The sequence below is a fragment of the Porphyromonas levii genome (genome assembly GCF_018206105.1).
Taxonomy (GTDB): Bacteria; Bacteroidota; Bacteroidia; order Bacteroidales; family Porphyromonadaceae; genus Porphyromonas_A; species Porphyromonas_A levii.
Genome location: NZ_JADRGN010000106.1, coordinates 1 through 299, shown reverse-complemented (window position 1 = coordinate 299; position 299 = coordinate 1). Strand labels below are relative to the sequence as shown.

Annotated in this window: 1 pseudogene; it reads right to left on the bottom strand. The window is 43.8% G+C overall.

What is annotated here, in order from left to right:
* Window positions 1–244 (bottom strand): annotated as a pseudogene (locus IX315_RS09680) (IS1634 family transposase); the annotation flags it as partial.
* Window positions 245–299 lie beyond the last annotated feature (55 nt).

The window sequence follows — 299 nt, the reverse complement described above, 5'->3', positions numbered from 1 at the left end:
GTTCACTATACTCATTAAATAGATCATCAAACAAAGCCACCTCATCCCTATGCTCCTGAAGGAAAGTAAGCCCTCTCCCAACGTCACGAACTTCTTCTGGCGTCAGACCAGACCAAAATCCGACGTTGAGCAGAATACGCGAACGCACTCTCCCCAACTTATCCCGAAAAGACTCTTTGATACGGTAGTACTTTTCGTCCCTCCCAGAATCCGGATTATATCTTGTCTGCGAAATAAAATGCATAGTGCCACAAAGGTAAGGATAAAAAAATCCACCGCTGTGTACTACATTTCGATTT